At 49.2% G+C, this 18,373-nt stretch carries 19 protein-coding genes and 1 tRNA gene; 7 read left to right on the top strand and 13 right to left on the bottom strand.

Annotation, left to right across the window (positions count from 1 at the left end; all coding sequences use genetic code 11):
* The first annotated feature begins 104 nt into the window (after positions 1-104).
* Positions 105-725: a TetR family transcriptional regulator gene (locus tag AAC007_RS08010; RefSeq protein WP_339675822.1), complete on the top strand. Its 621-nt coding sequence runs from the start codon at positions 105-107 to the stop codon at positions 723-725.
* Positions 726-745: 20 nt separating this feature from the next.
* On the opposite strand, the gene AAC007_RS08005 is transcribed toward AAC007_RS08010, so the two are convergent.
* A complete protein-coding gene (locus tag AAC007_RS08005; RefSeq protein ID WP_339675821.1) occupies positions 746-3,124 on the bottom strand; it encodes a CHASE domain-containing protein in 2,379 nt (792 codons plus the stop codon).
* A 332-nt stretch (positions 3,125-3,456) separates the two neighbouring features.
* On the opposite strand from AAC007_RS08005, the gene AAC007_RS08000 reads away from it, so the two are divergent.
* The 3 genes from AAC007_RS08000 to AAC007_RS07990 are packed head-to-tail and all read left to right on the top strand — an operon-like array spanning position 3,457 to position 6,260.
* On the top strand, positions 3,457-4,590 hold the full coding sequence (locus AAC007_RS08000; RefSeq protein WP_295871206.1) for an NAD(P) transhydrogenase subunit alpha: 1,134 nt from the start codon (positions 3,457-3,459) through the stop codon (positions 4,588-4,590).
* Positions 4,591-4,599: 9 nt separating this feature from the next.
* Complete coding sequence (locus AAC007_RS07995; protein ID WP_295871981.1) at positions 4,600-4,887, top strand: NAD(P) transhydrogenase subunit alpha; 288 nt, start codon at positions 4,600-4,602, stop codon at positions 4,885-4,887.
* On the top strand, positions 4,887-6,260 hold the full coding sequence (locus AAC007_RS07990; protein ID WP_219044454.1) for an NAD(P)(+) transhydrogenase (Re/Si-specific) subunit beta: 1,374 nt from the start codon (positions 4,887-4,889) through the stop codon (positions 6,258-6,260). Before AAC007_RS07995 ends, AAC007_RS07990 begins: the two co-directional genes overlap by 1 nt.
* Positions 6,261-6,326: 66 nt before the next feature.
* Here AAC007_RS07990 and AAC007_RS07985 read toward each other — a convergent pair whose 3' ends face one another.
* Both AAC007_RS07985 and AAC007_RS07980 read right to left on the bottom strand, forming a co-directional pair.
* Positions 6,327-6,794: a MarR family transcriptional regulator gene (locus AAC007_RS07985; protein WP_339675817.1), complete on the bottom strand. Its 468-nt coding sequence runs from the start codon at positions 6,792-6,794 to the stop codon at positions 6,327-6,329.
* The gene (locus tag AAC007_RS07980) at positions 6,791-7,273 is read right to left on the bottom strand and encodes a glutathione peroxidase (RefSeq protein ID WP_339675815.1); all 483 of its coding nucleotides are present in this window, start codon (positions 7,271-7,273) and stop codon (positions 6,791-6,793) included. Before AAC007_RS07980 ends, AAC007_RS07985 begins: the two co-directional genes overlap by 4 nt.
* A 190-nt stretch (positions 7,274-7,463) precedes the next feature.
* Between AAC007_RS07980 and AAC007_RS07975 the strand changes: the two genes are divergently transcribed.
* Together AAC007_RS07975 and AAC007_RS07970 are read left to right on the top strand one after the other, a co-directional pair.
* Complete coding sequence (locus AAC007_RS07975; protein ID WP_339675813.1) at positions 7,464-8,771, top strand: flagellar hook-length control protein FliK; 1,308 nt, start codon at positions 7,464-7,466, stop codon at positions 8,769-8,771.
* On the top strand, positions 8,768-9,052 hold the full coding sequence (locus tag AAC007_RS07970) for an EscU/YscU/HrcU family type III secretion system export apparatus switch protein (protein WP_295871193.1): 285 nt from the start codon (positions 8,768-8,770) through the stop codon (positions 9,050-9,052). Before AAC007_RS07975 ends, AAC007_RS07970 begins: the two co-directional genes overlap by 4 nt.
* Positions 9,053-9,064: 12 nt before the next feature.
* Here AAC007_RS07970 and AAC007_RS07965 read toward each other — a convergent pair whose 3' ends face one another.
* Genes AAC007_RS07965 through AAC007_RS07955 form a run of 3 tightly spaced genes read right to left on the bottom strand, consistent with a single transcriptional unit; the run spans position 9,065 to position 12,626 of the window.
* On the bottom strand, positions 9,065-9,877 hold the full coding sequence (locus AAC007_RS07965; RefSeq protein WP_339675810.1) for an energy transducer TonB: 813 nt from the start codon (positions 9,875-9,877) through the stop codon (positions 9,065-9,067).
* 22 nt (positions 9,878-9,899) lie between these two features.
* On the bottom strand, positions 9,900-10,859 hold the full coding sequence (locus tag AAC007_RS07960) for a response regulator (protein ID WP_339675809.1): 960 nt from the start codon (positions 10,857-10,859) through the stop codon (positions 9,900-9,902).
* 3 nt (positions 10,860-10,862) lie between these two features.
* Positions 10,863-12,626, bottom strand: a complete 1,764-nt coding sequence (locus AAC007_RS07955; protein WP_339675808.1) for an ATP-binding protein — start codon at positions 12,624-12,626, stop codon at positions 10,863-10,865.
* Positions 12,627-13,107: 481 nt separating this feature from the next.
* Between AAC007_RS07955 and AAC007_RS07950 the strand changes: the two genes are divergently transcribed.
* Complete coding sequence (locus AAC007_RS07950) at positions 13,108-13,284, top strand: hypothetical protein (RefSeq protein ID WP_339675807.1); 177 nt, start codon at positions 13,108-13,110, stop codon at positions 13,282-13,284.
* 18 nt (positions 13,285-13,302) lie between these two features.
* Here the strand turns inward: AAC007_RS07950 and AAC007_RS07945 are convergent, their stop codons facing one another.
* The 7 genes from AAC007_RS07945 to pheT all read right to left on the bottom strand — a co-directional run bounded on the left by AAC007_RS07945 (position 13,303) and on the right by pheT (position 18,359).
* Positions 13,303-13,773, bottom strand: coding sequence for a hypothetical protein (locus AAC007_RS07945; protein WP_339675806.1), 471 nt, complete (start codon positions 13,771-13,773; stop codon positions 13,303-13,305).
* Complete coding sequence (locus tag AAC007_RS07940) at positions 13,770-14,093, bottom strand: STAS-like domain-containing protein (protein WP_339675805.1); 324 nt, start codon at positions 14,091-14,093, stop codon at positions 13,770-13,772. The genes AAC007_RS07945 and AAC007_RS07940 overlap by 4 nt, the downstream gene beginning before the upstream one ends.
* Entirely contained in the window at positions 14,080-15,129 is a 1,050-nt protein-coding gene (locus AAC007_RS07935; protein WP_339675804.1) for a hypothetical protein, read from the bottom strand. The genes AAC007_RS07940 and AAC007_RS07935 overlap by 14 nt, the downstream gene beginning before the upstream one ends.
* Before the next feature lie 102 nt (positions 15,130-15,231).
* Positions 15,232-15,308, bottom strand: a tRNA-Pro gene (locus tag AAC007_RS07930).
* Positions 15,309-15,351: 43 nt separating this feature from the next.
* Positions 15,352-15,708 carry a MerR family transcriptional regulator gene (locus tag AAC007_RS07925; protein WP_295871179.1) on the bottom strand — a complete coding sequence of 119 codons (357 nt, stop codon included), beginning with the start codon at positions 15,706-15,708 and terminating at the stop codon, positions 15,352-15,354.
* The gene (gene ihfA, locus AAC007_RS07920; protein ID WP_103685879.1) at positions 15,689-15,991 is read right to left on the bottom strand and encodes an integration host factor subunit alpha; all 303 of its coding nucleotides are present in this window, start codon (positions 15,989-15,991) and stop codon (positions 15,689-15,691) included. The genes AAC007_RS07925 and ihfA overlap by 20 nt, the downstream gene beginning before the upstream one ends.
* A gap of 4 nt (positions 15,992-15,995) precedes the next feature.
* Entirely contained in the window at positions 15,996-18,359 is a 2,364-nt protein-coding gene (gene pheT, locus AAC007_RS07915; protein ID WP_339675801.1) for a phenylalanine--tRNA ligase subunit beta, read from the bottom strand.
* Positions 18,360-18,373 lie beyond the last annotated feature (14 nt).

The raw sequence follows: 18,373 nt of genomic DNA, 5'->3' as shown, positions 1-18,373 counted from the left end.
CACATAAGGAGATATGAACATCACTTTACATACATGCATGCATGTATGTAAAGTGATGTTTCTGTAAAACATAACACTACACATAATAGTTGGGTTAGCTATAAATGAGACGATCTAAAGCCGATGCAGAAGTTACTCGTGCGCGCATCCTTGACGCCGCCGGCAAACTCTTTGCAATTCAAGGTATTACTCGTACAAGATTAACTGACATTGCAGGCGAGGCTGGAGTGACCCGCGGCGCAATTTACTGGCACTTCAAAGATAAAGAAGACTTAATCGAAGCCATGATGGACAGTGTTGGCGCACCCACCGATGCAGCGCTGGAAGCACTCGGCAATGCCAGCATCCATGAAACCCTATCCTTGGATATGCTAAAAAACGTGATTGTCGACGCCTTTGAACGCACCAACAAACTAGCAGCACTCGAGCAAATAACACGATTTGTGTTCAGGTACTCCCTGTGCAATGAAAGTGAATCACTTACGCAACGAATTCGCAACGACCGCAAATTAGCAACGATTAGACTACAGCGGTTTTTCAATAACGCGCAAACAGCCAAGTTAATAAGAGCCGATTTAAACCCCGAATGCGTCGCCATTCATACCCACACCCATATTATTGGTTTGTTTCATCACCACCTGAGCTCCCCGCCACCAGGACTTTCAACTGAGTATGTCGCGAAATCTCTTGATTTATTATTTGACGGCATCAAGACCAAACCCTAGGGATCATAACGCTCCCCTCTCTAAACAACGGAGCTGAATTCCTCCCCCTGCGAGGCAAAATCATTAATCATAAGGGGTAACACTATCTCGATAACCGTCCCACCGCCCGGCTGACTATTTACCGAAATCCGCCCCCTGAGCTGGCGTTTCACGGTGTTATAAACGATATGCAGCCCCAAGCCGGTGCCACCAGCACCGCGACGAGTTGTATAAAAGGGCTCAAACACTTTTTTCTGATCTGCAACAGGAATACCAATACCATCATCACTGAATCTAAGCACAACATGGTCATATCTCTTGCACACACTCAGGCAAATATTTCCGCTCTTACCGCATGGGAAAGCATGAGTAAGGCTATTGCTCAATAAGTTCATAAGCACCTGCGCCACTCCACCCGGCACGGTTTGGATCCTAATATCCTTAGGGCAATCGAGTGACACATTATGCCCGCCGCTGCGGTAACTGGATGACAAATGACTTAGTACATCCGTTAAATATTCATGTAAATTTATGTCGCGGATCTCGGCTGTTGCTTGATCAACCGACACTTGTTTAAAACTCATAATTAGCGCCCCGGCTCGCTGTACATTAGAAAGTACCATGCGAGACGCCTCCTGCATTCTCGATAAAGTCTCGGCAACCGGGGCTAGTGAGTCAGAGCCGTCCAATGCCGCGCGCAATTTTCCAAGGTCGGACTGCAAGGTTGATTCTGCCGTGATCGCAATACCAAGTGGCGTATTTAGCTCATGAGCAAAGCCCGCTACCAACCCTCCCAATGAAGCCATTTTCTCAGATTCCACCAGGTGATCTTGGGTCTCTCGAAGTTTAAGCAACATCTCTTTGAGCTTTGCACCGGCGACATCGGATCTATGCTTTTGCCCAGTAAGCACTAAAAATGTCATCCCCAATAGACCGGTAAACAGCAAGCCAGCAACCAACATTGTCCACGGCACCATGGACCGACTACCAACCAGAAAACCTTGATCGGCCTCTACCTCGAAAAGCCAGTCAATATCGGCAAAATGCAAAACCGCAGAATCCGAAAACAAAGCTTGTTTAGAGTCCAAGGAATTAATTGAATATATTTTTCCACTACCATCTAAACTAGAAACCGCCCCAGAAAGATTTCGTAAATCGGCCCTGGGCAGTAATACTGCCATTAAATCCGGCACTCTATAAACGCCCGCAACATAACCCGACAAGTCACCGCCCCCCATCGTCGACGAGACTGCATTCACGGGCAGATAAACAACTAAACCTAACTGTCCATCTCTCTCCTGCACCAAAGAAATTGGCCCAGTCGTTGCCGGCATCCCGGACAGAGAAGCCCGAGATAGTGCATTTTGAACCAGCTCAGTTGAACTAATATCATAAGACAAAGCGCCTACATTTTTTGCCATAGGCTCTATATATCGAATGACGAAATAATCGTCTTTGACTGGCTGCACAATCATGCTGCCATCTTGATCCCGGCCCATTATAGTTACCGGCGCGCCGAGCTCATCGCCGATTGAGGCCTCGAACGCCAAACGCTCTGCTGCACCTACTCGCTGCACCCAGACTATGGCCTGAAATCCCGCATTACGGTCTAAAAACCCTTTCACGAAAGCTTCATAAGTCTCACGTGAAAGCCCGCCAGACACCTCGATAAAGGCCTTTACCGCATGCAAGTCATCAATATGGGTATCGATTTTTGATTGTGCTGCGTTAAAAATTTGTTGGCTATATCGCCTAAACTCGCCCTGCTGGCGCGACAGCTCCCAGCGACTGCCCAAAACATACAAGGTAACGACAACCAGAGAAACACTGACAAGAACCAACGGTAGAACCCGTCTTCTGCTGCGCCAAACAGCTCTTGGCTCCCCAAAATACACAAAGATCAGAATCGAAGTAATCATCACCCCGAGACCGTCGCCGACCCACCACGTAAACCAGTTGAATATATAATTTTCTGCAGGCAATAACCCTGCGGACAGCAAAGCAGTGGTGCCAATACTGGCGCTCGCAGCGCAACTTACTCCACACGCGAATACAAGAAACTTAAAAACCTCACTAATACTGTCAAGACAAATCCTGCTGCCTATATATCTACGAATTAGCCAAGCACCAAGCACTGCTTGAAGAGCAGCGCCGGTAGCGATAACCATGGGTACGAAAAAAGAAGTTAAGAATGACGACGACAGACTTGGCATTCCGTCGACATTTACTAAAAACGAGCCCAGCAGAACTCCCGGCCAAAGACGGTAGCCCTTCAAGAGAATGGCAGATAAGGCAATACCTGCCGAAGGCCAGATTGCGGTGGCATACCCAGGGGGTATAGCGAGGAGCAGTGCCAACTTGCCAATAGCGAAGTAAGTTAAGGCCAGCGGGATTATCAAGATCAAGGTGCGATTAGGCATTTACGACCCAAGTGGGTAACTGAGTGAGATTTTGGACATAAACAAACTAGCTCTCTTTAAGCTTGTGCCCCGACCTCACTCAAAATAGACAAATTACCTCACCAGTCTAGTTCGCGGAACGATGCGACCACCATAAGTACATCTGCCTAACATCAACCGTCCCGAGCAGTACTATTGAGTAAATACATGGCGCTATCACCTTAATTTATGGAGCTTTTTATTGGAATTGACTACTGAGTTAAACCACACTTTTATCGCTTCTTAAAGCTAGTTGTAATATCCTACGCGGTTTTACCCAATACCAAATTGTTAACCACAATGGATCTACAACAATGCTCATAGGAATCCCAAAAGAACTCGCGAGCGGCGAAAACCGCGTTGCGATCATTCCGACAGATGCCAAAAAGCTAATCAGGGCCGGTGCAACGATTCAAATCGAAGCGGGCTTGGGCTTAGGCAGCGGTTTTAGCGACGAGGAATACACCGACGCTGGCGCCACTGTTATCGCTGACCGCAATACCGTGCTGTCTAGCGCCGATATTATTTTACGTATCAGCAAGCCAACGCTTGATGAAATTGGACAAATGAAATCTGGCTGCATCCACGTCAGCTATCTGGATCCATTTAACGAACACAGCTTAATTAAGGCGTTTCGTGATCGCGGCGTTAGCGCCATCAGCATGGAAATGATTCCACGCTCTACGCGCTCACAAAAGATGGATGCACTGAGTTCGCAAGCAAGTTTGGCGGGTTATGTGATGGTATTACTTGCCACCACGAGATTGCCCCGCATTCTGCCTATGATGATGACACCCGCGGGTACCTTAAAGCCCTCTACCGTCTTCATCATCGGTGCTGGCGTAGCCGGTCTGCAAGCCATTGCAACTGCAAAGCGCCTCGGCGCCAAAGTGGTTGCGTTTGACACCCGCTCGGTTGTTGCCGAGCAGGTCCGCTCTCTAGGCGGCAAATTCCTCGATATCGATCTAGGCGAAACCGGCCAGACCAAAGACGGTTACGCGGTTGCCCTGACCGAAGAGCAAATGAAACTCCAGCTTGAAGGCCAAAAGAAGCAAATTGCAGACTCAGATATCGTGATTACCACGGCTCAGCTGTTTGGTCGCAAACCACCCGTGCTTATCACCAGCGACATGATCAAGGGTATGAAGCCCGGTTCTGTGATTGTCGATATGGCAGCGGAAAGCGGCGGCAACGTTGAGGGCTCGGTAGCAGGCCAAACCGTTGTGGTTGACGGTGTGACTATTATCGGCGACGGCAACTGGTCTAACTTTGTTAGCCGCGATGCCAGCCAAATGTATTCGTCCAACCTCTTCAACCTCGTTGATGAAGGCTGGAGCGGCGATGACAAGAAAATGGTTATCGACATGGAAAACGATATTCTGCAAGGCTGTGTGATTACCCACGGCGGCGAGATCGTTAACGAAACCATTAAAAACCTGATTAACTAGGAGAAGATGATGGAAATAGTATTTCTCGCTTTCATCTTAATGCTGTCTATATTTTTAGGCTTTGAGCTGATCAATAAAGTCCCTGCCACCCTGCACACGCCACTGATGTCAGGTTCAAACGCGATCTCGGGTATTACCCTCGTCGGCGCACTGACCTCGGCCGGCGCTGAACACGCGGTACTGTCCACTATTCTTGGCACCATTGCGGTGACAATGGCCACCATTAACGTGATCGGCGGTTATATGGTGACTGACCGCATGCTGGCTATGTTCAAGAAAAAAGGGAGCACTAAGTAATGGGTATCGAATTACTGGTTAACCTGTCCTATGTGGCAGCAGCCGTGCTGTTTATTTTTGGTCTTAAAATGCTGGGCTCACCAGCGACCGCGCGCAAAGGCAACCTGGTCTCTGCGCTGGGTATGTTTATCGCGGTTGTTATCACTCTGCTTGATCAAAGCATTATTGACTACAAATGGATTATTGCCGGTGTTGTGGTCGGCGGCCTCATTGGCGCCCTCGTTGCGCGCCGCGTCGAAATGACCGGCATGCCGGAAATGGTGGCGCTGTTCAACGGCTTTGGTGGTGTTGCTAGCTTGTTCGTGGGCTGGGCGGCACTTTACGGCTTTGAAGCAACGACCTTTGAACTGATCACCATCGTCCTGTCGATTCTGATCGGCGGCGTGACGTTCTCGGGCAGTATGGTTGCCTGGGGCAAGCTCAGCGAGCGCATCTCTGGTAAAGCGATGGTCTTTAGCGGTCAGCGTATTTTTAACATATTGCTGATTATCGCCATCATTGCGGCGTCTGTGATGTTCACCATTAGCACTGGCCCCGCCACCTCTATATATCTGTATGTGGTGATTGGCCTGTCATTGCTACTGGGCATCATGCTGGTTATTCCTATCGGCGGTGCCGATATGCCGGTGGTTATCTCTCTGCTAAACAGCTACTCAGGCTTGGCGGCCTGTGCGGCGGGTATCGCGATCAACAACATCATCCTGATCGTAGCCGGTGCACTGGTTGGTGCCAGCGGTATTATCCTGACGCAAATCATGTGTAAGGCGATGAACCGCTCGCTGAGCAATGTCTTGTTCAGCGGCTTCAGCGCCGTGTCTGCAGGTGGCGCGGCCGCCAAAATCGAAGGCGAAGCCAAGGCCATGACCGCTGAAGACGCCTACTACGTGCTCGAAGCGGCTGCTAGCGTTGTTATCGTGCCCGGTTACGGTATGGCGGTCGCACAGGCTCAGCACGTGGTCAAAGAGCTACAAGAGCTACTGGAAAAGAATGGCGCCGAAGTGGTTTACGCTATTCACCCTGTTGCTGGCCGCATGCCGGGTCACATGAACGTACTGCTTGCAGAAGCTGACGTGTCTTATGACCTGCTACTGGAAATGGACGCCATTAACCCGCGCATGGACACCTTCGACGTGGCGATTGTTATCGGCGCCAACGACGTGGTTAACCCTGCAGCACGTGAAATGGAAGGCAGCCCAATTTACGGTATGCCGGTCATTAACGTCGACATGGCGCGCAATGTGTTTGTGATGAAGCGCTCAATGGCTTCTGGCTTTGCCGGTATCGACAATCCCCTGTTCTTTAAAGAGAACACGCGGATGCTGTTCGGTGATGCGAAAGAAATGCTGGGTAACATCATTAAAGCGTTTAGCTAAGCACTTCGCTTAAGGCGAAACGAGAAACGGGCTCCCAGGAGCCCGTTTTGTTATAGCGAAGATTTGCTAATCGTCATTAACGCCAGCGCTGAGCAAAGGCAACAGCCGGCTTAATAAATCCCGAAGCTGCACAATATCGCTCTCGCTCACCGCCAACTTATTAAGCAAAGCCTGCGGCACACATTCACAGTCGTCACGTAAACCCCTGCCGAGCTCGGTGAGGTGCAACATGACAACCCGCTCATCGTCAACACTGCGACTGCGACGAATAAAGCCCTGCTGCTCTAATCGCTTTAACAGCGGCGTCAGAGTGTTAGTGTTCAGCATCGCATGCTCACTTACCACCTTCACCGCACACGGTGCGCGCTCCCACAGAATCATCATCACTATATACTGTGGATATGTTAGGCCCAGCGGCGTTAATTTATCCTGATATAAACGCGTGATCATTCTCGAGGCCGCATACAAGGGAAAACACAATTGATTTTCCAACTGCAGCTGCGGTGGCACGGTATCGACCAAGACCTGACTCATGCGGCTAATGCGGCCTCTATATCGGCGGCAATGCTCTCGGGCTTCGTTGTTGGCGCAAAACGCTTTATCGCCAATCCATCTTTACCCACCAGAAATTTTGTGAAATTCCACTTCACCGCGTTACTCAGGGTCCCCGGTGCCGCCTTTTTTAAATAGGCAAACAGCGGATGCGCATTTTTGCCATTCACATCAATTTTCTCAGTAATGGGAAAACTGACCCCATAATTGATCAAACAGCTACCCTCAATGGTATTCGCATCGCCCGGCTCTTGATTGGCAAATTGATTACAGGGCGCCCCAAGAATCACCAAACCCTGATCCTTGTATTTCTCATATAAAGCCTGCAAACCCTCATACTGAGGGGTGAGACCACATTTGCTAGCGGTATTCACCACAAGGACCACTTTGTCTTTATATGCAGACAAGTCTAGAGGTTTGCCTTGTAAATTCGCTATTTCAAAATCGTATAGTGTTGTCATTTTCATTTCCCTCGGTTCGCTACCAGTGCAACAGTACAACAGTACAAATCTTACTCCAGGCCATTAGAACAGATATTTATATCTCAGGCAATAATATCGCACACGATATAAAACAAATAACCCTAAAGCACAGCGATTTCCTGCCGATAAGGTGCACGTACCCCATGAGATCTGCGGACACGATATAGAAATGGTCATTATCAATCCCAGCTTTGCCACCCAGCCCGCCGCATTTAATAGGCCAGCGGGACCTGCGCCTGTATTGGCTATTGATCGCGTGTTAACAGCCGTTGTCGTGGGCCAGCGTGCAGAACATCTCTATGAGTTAGCGTCTGGGAATTTAAAGCTAATGGCAGAAAGCCAAACGGCGCTTCGCCATGGCGAAAAACTATTACTACAGGTTACCGGAAAAGATCATAAGCAAAGACCTCAACTACAAATACTTAAAGGGGAGATCGGCCTGATCCAAAGCCAACTGCGCGCCGCGCTGCCTCAACAACAAAGCGTAAGCCATCTATTAGCCAACCTTGGCAAACTAAGCAATTTACCCAAACAGCACCCGCTGGCAACACTAGGCAAAGAGTTCATTGAAGCTATTGCGAGCAAAGCGCAATCGTCCAATCCGGCCGAATTACGCCAAGCCATCATGCAAAGTGGCTTGTTTCTAGAGAGCCAATTAGCGCAGGGTAAAACACCTACTGGAGATTTAAAGCAGGCACTATTAAAACTCAGCCGGCAAATTACTACCCAGCTGGCAGCTAGTAAACCAGCCACAGAATCTACCATTCATGGCGACGGCTCGATAACAAAGCGATCAACGCTAGCGAAAGAATATGCGCCGCAATCAAGGTCAAGCCCGCTATTGAATTCTGGGTATCCGAACAACAAGACAACCGTCGAGCACTATCCCCAGAACGTCACCGACAAGCCTACCAAGCCCGAATTACCCGGTGAGCTTCGCCCGCAAAGCCGTCAAGGAGCAAGTATTCAATTTGCCGATGCTGAGCTTGAGGTGCTGCAGCAAGTATTGCGAGATGTGCGAGGCAGCCTCGCCCGCCAAGAGTCTCATCAACTATTGCATCTGCAGCAAAGCGATAAATCACAAGCGCAATATATGGTGGAACTTCCAGTCCGCGGCAATGACGGCATTGATGTATGGCAACTCCATTTGCATAAATTTGAACAAACCGAGCACGAACAGCAACACGCCGAGAAGTCGGCGGATAAGCCTCAACATAACTGGGCTATTAACTTAAGCTTTGACTTACCGGGCCTAGGGCCTATTTGCGTCCGAGTATCACAAGCACCCGAGCTCGATATTCGCTTCACTGCCGAAAACAAGGCAACCAGTAAATTGATAGAGCGAAAGCAACACGAGCTCGTGGAAGCTCTAGAGGCACAAGGAGTGAACACTCAAAGCGTACAATGCCTCAGCGAAAAGATTACCATTAATGCATCAGAGGCCTATTCAAAGGCTTTATTGGATACCCAAGCATGAACACGAATAAGCCAGGAGAAATTGCCGTTTCGCTACACTACGACGGACAAAATGCACCTATCGTCAGTGCCAAGGGAGAGGGGGAAGTTGCGCGTCAAATACTTGAAATTGCGACTCAACACGACATTCCAATCTACCAAAATAGTCAGTTGATACAATTGTTATCGCGGGTTGAGCTCGACAATGAAATACCGAGAGAACTGTATATCGCAGTAGCCGAAATTATTGCCTTCGCCTACCGCTTAAAAGATCAGCTACCCAACACATGGCAGCAAACCTGAAAACCCCGCCGTTTAACGCGTCAGCTTCCAGGTAAAACGCACTTGGGCCAAGGATGCTACCGCGGTGCCATTTACCCGCTCCGGCTCAAACTGACAGCGTGATAAAGCAGATAAGGCGCGATAATCCAAACGTCGCGTCCCACTGGAGTCAACGACCCTACCATCGCTAGGATTACCTTCAGCGTCAACCGAAAACGACATAGTTACCGTACCCTGCTGACCAAAACGAACTGATTCATCAGGGTATTCCGGACGCGCGCAACTACTCCAGTCAATACTTGCCGGCACAGTCGCGGTATTCACTGCCGGCGCAGAACTAACAGGCAACGACGCCGATGCAAGCTTGGGCTGAGTCTTTACTTCAGCCGCCGCTACGTCAGCGGGTTTTTCGCGCATTTTAGCTAAGGCCGCTTGACGCTCTTTCTCAGCATTTTGCGCTCTCGCCTCAGCGACCTCAGCAGCACGAGCTGCAGCTTCCGCTGAAGCTTGCGCCATTGCCAGAGCCTCAGATTGCTGCTGCATAGTCACCAACTGCGCCTGTTGCCGTAAATTTTGTTCGCGCTGACTAAACTCGCCATCTAAGCGACTCTGCCATTCAGCCAGTACCGCCTGCTCTTCAGACTGCAATTTTTCATTACCTTGCACAGTCGCGACCTTCGCGACCACACTTTTATCGGCGCTAAACGCAGGTGCCTCATCACCGGAAAGCAACCACGCAGCCAATCCCGCCGCCGCACAAACGCACAGGAGGGCGATCGCGATCACCGACTCTGCGGACTGCCCCAACCCCAGTTTTTGCTCAATTGTGCCTACTGCATCATTCATTCAGCAACTCCCCAAAAATTGCTCATGCCGTCATACCAAACAAGCGCCCAATTCTCTGAAACACACCGCGACGATCAGACTGTGGCGGCGGAGTCGGTGTAGCTTCTGCTGCAAGACGCAAGGTTTGCGCGGGATGCTTTTGTAATATTTCAAATCTTCGCATCGCCAAGTTAACGCTGCCACGCAATAAACCTTCGCTGACGGGCTTACTGAGAAAGCGATAAATCTGGCCACGGTTGATAAGATCAATACCCTGCTCAGCATCAGATTTTGCGGTTAACACTATCGCCACTAAACTAGGATGGTGTTGCCGCAAGGCGGCCAGCAAATCAGTGACGACCTCCCCCCCCACCGCAATCTCGGTCACAATGACACCAATCTTATGCTGCTCTAAAAGGTTTAGACCTTCATCTAGATTCGATGCGGTATAAACCGAACGCTCGCGACCCAATACACGCTGTAAGGTGTTCCGAGTGGATTCATCATCATCCAGAATCAATGTGCCGACATCATCGATACCTGGGATGTGGACGCGCTCCGTTAAATCCTCTTCGGCAGCAACCGTTTCTTTCACATAATCAACTGCCGATGCCTTAACCGCAGCGGCAATAGTTGACCGCAAATCAACATTTGACCAAGGCTTATTGATAAAACGAAAAATCTCACCGTCATTTATCGCCGCCAGGATCGCACTCAGATCTGAGTAGCCCGTCAGTAGAACTCGAATCGCCCGTGGCCGAAGATCCTTAGCTTTACGTAAAACCTCCACGCCAGTCATCTCTGGCATGCGCTGATCGCTAACTACGACGTCCACATCACCCTGCCGGAGAATCTCCAGAGCGGCCTCACCCGAAGAGGCGGTAACCACATCGTAGTCCCGCCTAAACAATGCTTTCAGCGCTATTAGGATACGAGGTTCATCATCCACAAATAAAATTCGCGCGCGGGGTTCTTCTGTCGCAGTATCAACATTCATATTCATACTTTATGCATCTCCAAGCACCACCACATCTTGCTCTGATATAACGTCTTCGCTTTTACTCGCACCCACTATTGGTAGGCGAATAAAAAACTCCGTTCCTTTACCTAGTTCGGATTCCACTCGAATGGTGCCACCGTGATCTTCGATAATACGGAACACAATAGACAAGCCAAGACCCGTGCCTTTACCCACCGGTTTGGTTGTAAAAAACGGCTCAAAAATATGGGCGCGAGTTTCTTCATCCATACCACTTCCGGAGTCACTAATCGCCACTTCCACATTGTCATCAACAACACTGGTGCGAATACAAATTTGCCCCTTGCCGTCCATTGCCTGCGCGGCGTTGGTGATAAGGTTCAAGAACACTTGATTTAATTGCGACGGCGCACAGCTTATTTCCGGTAGATCAGCGAACATTCTTGTGACTTTAACGCCATCTTTAAGCTGACTATTGCAAATCTTAAGTGCGGTCTCGATGCCCTCGTTCAAATCAAACAACTGCGATTGCGAGCGATCAACACGACTGAAGTCTTTCAGACTCATTACCAACTCAGCAATTTGTTTTAGACCGTACTCGGTATCTGCAAGAAGAGTATCGAACTCAAGAATACTCTCGGCATCAACCTCCCCATCCATAGCCTGCATCGTCTCCCTGACAATCTCGACATTACTCGATGCATAACCTAGCGGGGTATTAATCTCGTGCGCTACACCGGCTACCATTTGACCTAGCGAAGCCATTTTCTCCGACTGAATTAACTGCCCTTGCTGCATTTTTAGATCGTCTAGCGCCTTACTCAGTGCCTGCGTACGCTTATCGACTATTTGCTCTAGATTGACGTTGGCATTCTGCAACTCACTGTTCAAACTGTCCAAGGTCGAGAAACTCGAACGCAATCGAACCGCGATCACACCGAAGGCCAGCAGCAACGCAACCGCATACACGGCGAGGGTTTGCCGATAGCTGCGCGCTGTACTTTGCAAATTATAGAAATGTTTCTCGTAGGCGGTCCGCAAATCGTACAGTGCCGGCCCACTAGGCACAGCATCAAATTCTTCGGTCAAAACTTGAAGCTGATCAGCGGCGCTGCGCAAAGAATCAACCGTATTCAATAAATGCCTGACTGCACCGCGCTCGGCGTCATTTGCTAAGCCTTCTTCAGCGGCAACAATTTCTTGGCCAAGCTCGTCAATATAGCCGCCATTCGTTGGCGACGATTGAATGCCGTAGGCCGTCGCTTCACGCAAAATAGACATTACATTTTTACGCAGCTCTTCCGAGGCATTCACAGATGGCGCACTCAATAGTGAAATACCAGCAACGCGCAACACGGAAAAATGCTGGGCTAAGCGTGCCAGCTTGGCAGAGTAATCATTGAGAAGACTAAGTTTGGACTGAGCGACGGCATTGTAATGCGCAAGCGCCGCATCAATCGGCTGCGCCAATCCCGCCAAACTCGCTTGACCACTGCTGACAGCCTCCTGGGCAACTGTAAAGCGATCTCGTGACAGCTCTAGCTCCTGCGGCCCAGAATCAAGGGATAACCGTCCCCTGGCGATCTGCTGATTGAGCTCAGCATCCGCTTTGGCGGCGGTATCCAATTGCTCTAATCGAATGATGTGCAAGCCCGTTTCGAGCGGATTTCGCAATGTTTTCCACAATAGAAACGAAATAACACCCAATGCCAGCGCAATCGCTAACAATGCAATGAGACGTTGAACAGAAAACCCCCGCGCGGTACGGCGAGACACACCTATTTGAACCATAAAATTCTTCTTATTATTTTGTGTATTACTCTACCGCCACAATGCAATTAAGGCATCACAAAAGCAAGCGTATGCAACACGGCGAGCAAGACACGTATTTTTTGAAGTAAGCACCCAAGGTATTTTTATAATTTTAGTCTGACGAAGAATAAAAGCTGCCAACCCAAAAGTCTAGCACTTCACCAAAATCATATAAATGACAATACTATTGACTTAACAGTTACTTAGCTGGGGTTACTATATTCAAAGACAAGCAAAATCAATTACCACGGCCTGCTCAGCCAAGGTAGAAAGCCCATCATTCACACCAGGCAGCACACAGTTAGGATAGATATCAGGAAAAATTAACGAAACAGGGGTGAAATACAGAAAATCAGAAGGAAAATATCAGGGGTTAATTCAACCCCTAAATATTGGTCGGAACGGCAGGATTCGAACCTGCGACCCCCACACCCCGGCAGCACGCCCAGGACTACACGAAGTGCGCGCCCTATCAAGCGACCTATACCGACGCGCGGGATACACCACCGCAGACATTCAGCAACTAATAGCACACACAGAAGAGAAAATAACGGAAGGATACCTAGCAGGCCACGAAACCAAATGGACTGAAATTGGGTTAGTGATGCCTGCAGAGGTTATGGGTGGGGAGTTTTAAACAGAGAAAACCTAGGTGCTATTTGCGCAAACCCATCCTGTTGCGCTTAAAAAATGTTAAGTATGTATTCAAATAACTAGTTTCAATATGCTGCTGCAATCGCGTCGAATCCTCAGCAATCTTGTTTGCCGCATCAAGTTTTTCATTTTCAGGTAAGCTGGCAGCACTCTCGATGGAATGCGTAAGCGAACCACGGTACTCAGCCAAAAGATTATCCGGGAGCTTAAACGCAGACTCTCTACTCTCAAGATGCTGCAAATATATTTCCAAACGACCTATCTGAATAAGTAGCCGCTCAACTTCTGCTTGAGAGATCTTCATATCTGAAACCCAAAGACCTATAGCATTTTCACTAACAGAAGCATCGATAGTATAAATTTTTTCACAGAGGGCTCGCGTTTCTGTCCGAAAAGCTAGCGCACGTGTATTCCAAAGAATAATAGCCCAAGTAATGAGGCTAATGACTAAGCCAACTTCGCCAGCAGTCATTCTTTACTATCTGCCTGCAGGATATACAACCAACATAGCTCAACAATACTAGGCAATTCATTATGCGTAATCTCGAGATGAGACTTGAGAAACTTGACGTCAAATCCCACCCTGACTAAACCACCAAAGCTTTCATCAAGAAAAGAAGAGCCGTAGCGCCGAGATCCAGACAAATCCACATTTAGCTTGTCATTTCCAATATTCTTTAAGGCTGGGACGATATGCTTATCTCGGAAGTCCTGCCCACTGAATGGCCCATCCTCTCGATAGCGGCCGTAAGGCCTTTTTGAAAAAGCATTCGCGACATCAATGGTCTTCATTCTTAAAACTCTCTAAAGGGATCTGCCACTGTATCAACGTCCCACGCAGCGGCTTCTTCATAGAGAACTTCTCTTTCGAGATGTTCGACTCACCGTTGCGCGATATCTGATATACACCAGCGTTACTGTAAATCACTAAATGCGCACCGGCACTGGTCTCAACCAGCGCCTTGATATCTCGGCCTCCCTTACCATGCTGATCGAGATTTGTTCTTGTTCTCGACGTTTCCAATGATGCCTCTATCATATCGGCATCATCATTTACTGAAAAAATAGCTGCCAATTTCTCGAAAAAATCCTTTCTAGGCAAGCTGGCAGGGATACCTATCCCAAAGTCATATAGCGCCAATGATAGCGTCTGATTTGAAACCTCTGTCAAAAACCACCACGGCTTTGATTGCCCTATTTTAGGCTCCGGCACCCCCTCATAAGCATGATATTGCACGTTGAGCACAGCCTCGGTTAAGGCAGTAGATATCTTTTGCTCACTCAAAGCCTCTATTTTGTCATTAAAATAAGTTTTAAGTATCGCATCAATCAGGTCATGTATTTGGGAGCCAGTATTACCTTTGACAACGGGAATAACGCCACCATCCAATTTAACATAGTCGCCAGTACGAATTAGAGTGATTATTCCGCTCACACGCAATACGCGGTTAACGAATTTGTTCTCAGCCAGCGACGAACAAGCCAATCTACCTTGCCCGTAAGTACCTATCAACAGATCTATGTTCGCGACAAACAGAACAAGTCCCGCAGCCGACGCAGAGCAGGTTTTCTGAAACGATATAAATACACGACCAACTTTTACCGTATCATTCAGAAGTTCAAAGAAGGTAAGAAAACTTCTTTGAACTTCCGCACCCTCAATGGAGATATTCAATGGCGCATTCAGGATTTTGTAACCCGGAGGACAGGCTATTTCATACAAATTTACAGGTGGTCTGAAACCAGACGAGGGAGAGATTTCTTGATTTGCGAACTTCAGCAGGCGCCGTTTATGGCGAATACGAGCTTCCTTGCCAAGTCTCTTCATGCAGAAGTACTTCTAAGTTTTGTTCAAATATCAAAAATTAGTGTTCACTTTTGTTCAGGCAAAAAAAACAACCTACTCAAACTATTGATATTTATATGTTTTTGGTCGGAACGGCAGGATTCGAACCTGCGACCCCCACACCCCCAGTGTGGTGCGCTACCAGGCTGCGCTACGCCCCGACTTGAGGGGCAGCATCATACCCCAAGATATAAGTTGAGTGAACTATCTTTTCAATAGTTTCAACACTTCCTCAAGCTCACCGAGCATTTGCCGAATAACTTGGCGGGTTTGTGAGGATTCATCTTTAGCTGTATCGCCCGACATACGCTGACGAGCTCCGCCGATGGTATAGCCCTGCTCGTATAATAAACTGCGAATCTGTCTGATCATTAGCACGTCTTGGTGCTGATAATAGCGGCGATTTCCGCGGCGTTTCACCGGCGTAAGCTGCGGGAACTCTTGCTCCCAGTAGCGCAGAACATGAGGTTTTACCAAGCACAAATCGCTGACTTCACCAATGGTGAAGTAACGTTTTCCCGGTATGGGTGGTAATTCGTCGTTATGACTTGGTTCCAGCATAGTCCTCTACCCTGGATTTCAGTTTTTGCCCGGGCCGGAACGTCACAACTCGGCGAGCCGAAATGGGAATCTCCTCACCGGTTTTGGGGTTACGTCCAGGACGCTGACTCTTATCCCTAAGATCAAAATTCCCGAAGCCAGATATTTTTACCTGCTCGTTGTTTTCCAAGCAGTGCCGAATTTGTTCAAAAAACAATTCGACCAGCTCCTTGGCCTCACGCTTGTTAAAGCCCAGCTCTTCGTATAGTCGTTCAGCCATTTCTGCTTTGGTGAGGGACGTCATCACACTAGTTCCTTAAACTTGCGCCAAATGCCTCCTTCAAGGTCTGTACAACCGCGTCAACCGATTGACCCACCTCTTCTTCGTTAAGGGTGCGCGATGAATGACGGAAGGTCAAGCCCAGCGCCAAACTTTTTCGTTCAGGATCAATACCTTTACCCTGATAAATATCAAATAGCTTCAAGTCACTGAGGTTTTCACCCGCAGATTCTCTAACCGCACTCAGCACCTCTGACGCAGCTAACCGTCGGTCTACTATCAAAGCGAGGTCTCGGCGAACCTCTGGGTAACGCGACAACTCAGAAAATACCGGAACACTGCGCTCTAAGATCGGCTGCAAATCGATCTCAAATAAATATACCGGATTCACAAAATCCCAGCGCGATTGCAGGCTCGGATGCAGTGCACCGATTCGCCCTATTCGCACGTCATTGCAAAAAACATCGGCGGTCTGGCCGGGGTGCAGCGAGGCATACTTCGCCGCGCTAAATGATATTGTGCCGCTCGACACCGACAAGAGGCTTTCTAGATCTGCTTTTAGATCAAAGAAATCGACTAATTCGCCATTCTCGCTCCAACTTTCGGGCTCACGACGACCAGTGAGTAAAGCAGCAACAGTCGGTATTTGCTTCATACCATCAGCGCACTTAATAAACCGCAGACCGGATTCAAACAAACGAATACGCGATTGCTGGCGCTTGGCATTGTGCATCGCGGTCTTTAATAAGCCGGGAAGCAAGCTTGTCCGCATAATAGACATATCGGCAGAAATTGGGTTTAGCAGTTCAACACCAACGTCCCCCTCTGACAGAGCCGCATGCATCGCAGGATCGATAAAACTATAGGTAATCGCTTCCTGGTAGCCCCTCGCCACGAGCTGCTGTCGAACTAGCGGCAAGCCACGCTTGCTCTCTGGCGCCGTGCGAATAGTTAAGGTATCTCTGATGGGTGTTATCGGCAGTCGGTTATAGCCATAGACCCGCGCCAGCTCTTCAAGCAAATCTACTTCGATACTTATATCGAAACGCCAACTTGGCGCGATAACTGTCCAGCCGCCCTCAGTTGGGCTTACCGACATACCCAAGCCCGTCAAAATCGACTCGACGTCGCTTGTACTTAAAGCCATACCTAATAGCTTCTCGATACGCTTTTCACGCAGCAAAATAGGCTCGCGCGCTGGCAGCTGGCTATCTACGAAGCTAATTGGACCGGCTTCGCCACCGCATATTTCTAGGATTAGAGCTGTTGCCCGCTCAATTGCGCGCGCGGGCAGCTCAAAATCTACTCCGCGCTCAAAGCGATGCGACGAATCGGTATGCAGTCCATAGGAACGAGCTCTACCCGCGATTTTGTCCGGCGCAAAAAAGGCCGCCTCAAGAAATAAGTGCTCGGTCGCATCGGTAACGGACGATGGCTCGCCCCCCATAATACCGGCCAGAGCCAAAGGCTGTTTCTCATCGGCAATGAGCAGTGCACCTTCGCGTAGCTCGAGGCTCTGACCATCTAACAGCGCGACCACTTCGCCGGCTGCTGCATGGCGCACGGTAATACCGCCATTTATTTTATCCAAGTCAAACGCATGCATGGGCTGACCTAATTCCAATAAAATGAAATTAGTGACATCGACCACAGCATCTATGCTGCGCAAACCACAGCGCCGCAGCTTTTCCTGCAACCACAGCGGACTGGCCGCAGAAACATCGACATTGCGAATGACACGACCAACATAGCGCGGACAGTCTTCAGCCGCTGACACGACCACAGGCAATACGTCGTCTATGCTGGCTGCCACTGCAGAGATAGCTTTGTCTTCAAACGCTAACTCACTCAGCACCGCTGTTTCACGGGCAATACCGCGAAGACTCAAGCAGTCCGCGCGATTTGGGGTTAAGCCAAGCTCAATGACCGCATCATCTAAATTAAGGTAGTCACGGATATCCTGCCCAAGCGGTGCGTCTGCTGGCAGCTCCATCAAGCCATCTGACTTTTCCGCCAGACCTAGCTCCTGCTCCGCGCACAACATGCCAAAAGATTCCACGCCGCGCAGCTTAGCCTTTTTAATTTTAAAGTCGCCAGGCAATACCGCCCCCAATGTCGCCAGGGGAATTTTAATACCTGCACGGGCGTTTGCAGCACCACACACGATTTGGACTTCGCTGTTGCCATCGCTCACCTGACAAACCTGCAACTTCTCTGCATCGGGATGCGGCTGCACGGCAATTATTTCCGCCACCACCACACCCGAGAATTTGCCCGCCACGGGGTCGATTGCGTCGACCTCCAAGCCAGCCATGGTCAACCGTGCCGCTAGCTGTTCGGTATCGACTGCGGGGCTCACCCACTCACGCAACCACTGTTCACTGAATTTCATATTCTTTCCATCTA

The sequence above is a fragment of the uncultured Zhongshania sp. genome, from assembly GCF_963975605.1.
GTDB lineage: Bacteria > Pseudomonadota > Gammaproteobacteria > Pseudomonadales > Spongiibacteraceae > Spongiibacter > Spongiibacter aquimaris.
This window is presented reverse-complemented; position numbering and strand designations above follow the sequence as displayed.

Excerpts from the sequence above, each read along its gene's own strand:
- AAC007_RS08010 (WP_339675822.1), top strand. The coding sequence starts at position 105 with ATGAGACGATCTAAAGCCGATGCAGAAGTTACTCGTGCGCGCATCCTT.
- AAC007_RS08005 (WP_339675821.1), bottom strand. The coding sequence starts at position 3,124 with ATGCCTAATCGCACCTTGATCTTGATAATCCCGCTGGCCTTAACTTAC.
- AAC007_RS08000 (WP_295871206.1), top strand. The coding sequence starts at position 3,457 with ATGCTCATAGGAATCCCAAAAGAACTCGCGAGCGGCGAAAACCGCGTT.
- AAC007_RS07995 (WP_295871981.1), top strand. The coding sequence starts at position 4,600 with ATGGAAATAGTATTTCTCGCTTTCATCTTAATGCTGTCTATATTTTTA.
- AAC007_RS07990 (WP_219044454.1), top strand. The coding sequence starts at position 4,887 with ATGGGTATCGAATTACTGGTTAACCTGTCCTATGTGGCAGCAGCCGTG.
- AAC007_RS07985 (WP_339675817.1), bottom strand. The coding sequence starts at position 6,794 with ATGAGTCAGGTCTTGGTCGATACCGTGCCACCGCAGCTGCAGTTGGAA.
- AAC007_RS07980 (WP_339675815.1), bottom strand. The coding sequence starts at position 7,273 with ATGACAACACTATACGATTTTGAAATAGCGAATTTACAAGGCAAACCT.
- AAC007_RS07975 (WP_339675813.1), top strand. The coding sequence starts at position 7,464 with ATGGTCATTATCAATCCCAGCTTTGCCACCCAGCCCGCCGCATTTAAT.
- AAC007_RS07970 (WP_295871193.1), top strand. The coding sequence starts at position 8,768 with ATGAACACGAATAAGCCAGGAGAAATTGCCGTTTCGCTACACTACGAC.
- AAC007_RS07965 (WP_339675810.1), bottom strand. The coding sequence starts at position 9,877 with ATGAATGATGCAGTAGGCACAATTGAGCAAAAACTGGGGTTGGGGCAG.
- AAC007_RS07960 (WP_339675809.1), bottom strand. The coding sequence starts at position 10,859 with ATGAATATGAATGTTGATACTGCGACAGAAGAACCCCGCGCGCGAATT.
- AAC007_RS07955 (WP_339675808.1), bottom strand. The coding sequence starts at position 12,626 with ATGGTTCAAATAGGTGTGTCTCGCCGTACCGCGCGGGGGTTTTCTGTT.
- AAC007_RS07945 (WP_339675806.1), bottom strand. The coding sequence starts at position 13,773 with ATGACTGCTGGCGAAGTTGGCTTAGTCATTAGCCTCATTACTTGGGCT.
- AAC007_RS07940 (WP_339675805.1), bottom strand. The coding sequence starts at position 14,093 with ATGAAGACCATTGATGTCGCGAATGCTTTTTCAAAAAGGCCTTACGGC.
- AAC007_RS07935 (WP_339675804.1), bottom strand. The coding sequence starts at position 15,129 with ATGAAGAGACTTGGCAAGGAAGCTCGTATTCGCCATAAACGGCGCCTG.
- AAC007_RS07925 (WP_295871179.1), bottom strand. The coding sequence starts at position 15,708 with ATGCTGGAACCAAGTCATAACGACGAATTACCACCCATACCGGGAAAA.
- ihfA (WP_103685879.1), bottom strand. The coding sequence starts at position 15,991 with ATGACGTCCCTCACCAAAGCAGAAATGGCTGAACGACTATACGAAGAG.
- pheT (WP_339675801.1), bottom strand. The coding sequence starts at position 18,359 with ATGAAATTCAGTGAACAGTGGTTGCGTGAGTGGGTGAGCCCCGCAGTC.